Consider the following 3,126-nt stretch of genomic DNA (forward strand, 5'->3'; position numbering starts at 1 on the left):
CTACGCAGCTGACCGCGTCCCGATACCCAGCGGCCTCGTGCACGACACCGACCTCTGACCAGGTCAAGTCCACCCACTTTTGTTAGGACCCCTAAATCCCAGCGGTGCGCCTCGTCGGCGGCCTCCCGCAGCCCGTCCAGGTCGGCGCGGCCGACCTGCCGGCCGCCCACCTGGGCGGCGGCCTCCTCGCAGGGATGACCGGCCGGGAGGTGCCAGGCGGGGTGAGAGCGGACACGGCGAAACCGGATCCGGTGAGGAAGCCGCGGCGGTTCACGCTGCTCCAGAACGACGTGGCGGCGCGGACCGCATCGGCCGCGGTCCCCGGGAGAAAGCCAAACCCCACATCGGTACCGGTCCTCACGCCCTCCCCATACCGGCGGCCCTCGTCCGCAAGTACGCCCGCCCGCCCCGGGATACCCCAGGCCACAGCCGGTGAGCCGACACCTGCGCACCCCTTGACACCTCGCCGCCCCGCCTCCTGCGGGTGCGAGAGGTGACTGAGACCTGCCCGTTGGCCGGTGGCACCCGCCAGGACGGGCCGGGTGACCCGCACCGCAGACCTCTGGCATCACTACGGCCGCAAGCCGGAACACCACCGACCGCGCCGTGCCCGACGACTTCCACTGGAACTGGGGCCAGGACGGCGGGCCCGGGGCGGAAGTTCTCGGCGACGTCACCGGCCGGTGCGTAGGCGCTCGGTGCCGGGGCGGCACGGCACGCGGCCCATCAGGCCGTCCGCCACCAGCCCGCCCGCATCGTCGCCGTCGACGCCTCACCCGCTCAGCACGCCTTGGCCGACGACCTGTACGGCCACCTCACCCCGCGACGGAACCTGGCCCACGGTGACGTACCGGCCCACCTAGTGCAGCGCAGCATTGAATTTGCGGGGGCATGTGCCCTGCCGTCAGCGGCGAGGCGGGCGGTGATGCGTCCGTTCTTGACGAGCACGGTCGCGAGGGCGGATAGCGCGGAGTTGACCTGAGCTGCGTCGAAGGCTGCGGGGTCGAACTGGTCGCCAGAGTCGAGGCCCAGCCATTCCAGGCGGTCTTCGTGTTCTTTCGTGGCGAGGGTCGGCAAGGATCTCGATGAGGTAGTCGTATCCCCAAATGCCGCCGCAGTCCTCAGGCGGACAAGCCCGGCGGCCGGTGAGGCATCGGGGGTAGGCGGTGCCGGCCTCCGGCGCGGTGACGTCCTCGACAAGGATGTCGTGTTCCCAGTCGTCGCCGAAGTCGTAGGTGTAGCGGAGCCGGTCGCCGGTGTGGGGAGCCACCTGGCCGAGCCGCTTGGAGGCAGCGTTGCGGATGCCCAGGTCGCGGTCAGCGACACCGTATCGGTCCCGCCCGCTCTCGAAGGCCCACATGTGGTAGTCCTCCCAGCCGAAGGCAGCCTGGATGACGTCGTGCAGCTCGCGCAAGGTGATGCCTGACGGCACCTCCAAGCGGCGCCAGATCGGAGGCCGGGAGTCCCGCGAGGTGATCCGGGGTGGCCTACTTGGCGGCCCAGCAGCCCAAGCTGTTCCGGTTCCCCTCCGCCGCCCGGCGCGGCGCGTCCCGCGATCCCAGCAGACCGGACGGCAGATACCCGGACCGGACACCGAGTTCCCACCCATGGACCTGGACGGCGAGGCAGGCCAGGGCGAGGGTGCCGAGGGGGAGGAGGGACCGGGGCGCGGGATCACCGGCATCGGCCTCGACGCTCTCCCGGTACGCGACCAGCCGGGCGACGAGGGCGTCCTCGAAGGCGTGCTGGTCGTCGTCGAGGAGTACGCGGAGCAGCCGCTGGTCCGCGCTCAGCGCGTCGCCGACCTCGTCGAGCCGCCGGGCGGCCTCCGCGCGCTCCCCGGCGTCCGGCTTGCGCAGCGGAACCGTAGGCCAGTCGCGGGGCAGATGCCCGGCCGCCTCGGTGAGATAGGGGCACAGGGCGTCCATGGCGGCCAGGTCGGCGGGGTCGGAGACGGAGGTGTACCGGTTGTAGGGCACGCCGTCACGGATGGCGGGCGCGTAGTCGCCGCGCAGCAGCAGCCCGGTGACCCGCTCCCAGTCCCACACATGCCCGCTGACGACACATATCTCGAACATGTCGAGCCAGGTCCGCGCGGTGGGCGCCTCCTTGACGACGTCCCGGAAGGTGATGGGCCCGTCCCCGAACTCGTCGTCGTCCGGGTCCGTGCTGATCCGCTCCCCGACGAGGGGGAACCGCAGTTCCTGGTCCCCGTCCGGGAAGCACATGATGCTCAGCACTCCGTGCACACACTCCGCGGCGGTGACGGCGACCATGCCGGCCGCAGCGTCGAGCCCCGGCTCCGTCACCGTCCGCGCGGCGACATGGTCGAGCAGTTCGTCCGCCATGGCCCGGATCAGCGTCGGCGAGATGCTGCCGTACCGCAGCCAGTGCCACCGCGTGTAGGCCCGCCCGTCGATGTCGTCGAGCGCCTCGGCCAACCGCTGCCCGCCGACCCGATGACATGTCACATTCCGCACGTACCCCGCCCCTTCATGAACTCCACGACTAGACGAAGCACGTTATCAACGGGCACTGACAGCACACTCCTCTCGCGAGACCGGGTAGGAGCTGTTGGCCCGGTGCGGTATACACCAGGAGATCACGCACCGCCGCACTGTGAGGCGGCGCACCGGGGGTAGGGAATGACCGTTCCGCACGTGAGTACCGCGCTTCGTCCGGGGGACTACCTCCAGATCGCTTCGGAACGGATGGCCGTCGACGGCGTGCCGGACGGCGAGGGGTTCGCCCGGATCGAGCGGGTGGAGATCATCACCGACATCGGTTTCCTGGCTCCGGACTCCACCCCACGTGCGTACCCGGGCAACCCGGCAGATCGCGGTCGTGTTCTGTGATTCCGGGGTTCATAGTCGGTGTGGCAAGGGCGGCTTGAGCTGGGGTATTGGGGGTTTTCTGAGAAGCAGCAGGGCGCGTTCCGGGTACTGGGTGGGGTGATGGCGGGGCCTCTGATCTGGGGTTATTCGTGGTTGGTTGATAACGGTGGTGTGGTGTCGGTGATGGTGCCCGGCATCTAATACTCCAGCTGTAGATCTTGATCACGACTGTTGGAGGGCCTGACGTTGGTAGTGGCTGCTCCGTGCACGGGCCTGGTGTCGTCGGCGCCAG

3 protein-coding genes are annotated in these 3,126 nt (G+C 69.8%); 1 reads left to right on the top strand and 2 read right to left on the bottom strand.

From position 1 onward, the window contains the following. Positions 1–904 precede the first annotated feature (904 nt). Together ACFY9I_RS42215 and ACFY9I_RS42220 are read right to left on the bottom strand one after the other, a co-directional pair. Positions 905–1,594, bottom strand: a complete 690-nt coding sequence (locus tag ACFY9I_RS42215) for a plasmid pRiA4b ORF-3 family protein (protein WP_391012778.1) — start codon at positions 1,592–1,594, stop codon at positions 905–907. Beyond that, positions 1,488–2,480, bottom strand: coding sequence for an Imm49 family immunity protein (locus tag ACFY9I_RS42220; RefSeq protein WP_391012781.1), 993 nt, complete (start codon positions 2,478–2,480; stop codon positions 1,488–1,490). Before ACFY9I_RS42220 ends, ACFY9I_RS42215 begins: the two co-directional genes overlap by 107 nt. A 180-nt stretch (positions 2,481–2,660) precedes the next feature. Between ACFY9I_RS42220 and ACFY9I_RS42225 the strand changes: the two genes are divergently transcribed. Continuing rightward, positions 2,661–2,855, top strand: a complete 195-nt coding sequence (locus tag ACFY9I_RS42225) for a hypothetical protein (protein ID WP_391012784.1) — start codon at positions 2,661–2,663, stop codon at positions 2,853–2,855. Positions 2,856–3,126 lie beyond the last annotated feature (271 nt).

Origin of the sequence: Streptomyces sp. NPDC012510, assembly GCF_042955065.1 — a bacterium.
Taxonomy (GTDB): Bacteria; Actinomycetota; Actinomycetes; order Streptomycetales; family Streptomycetaceae; genus Streptomyces.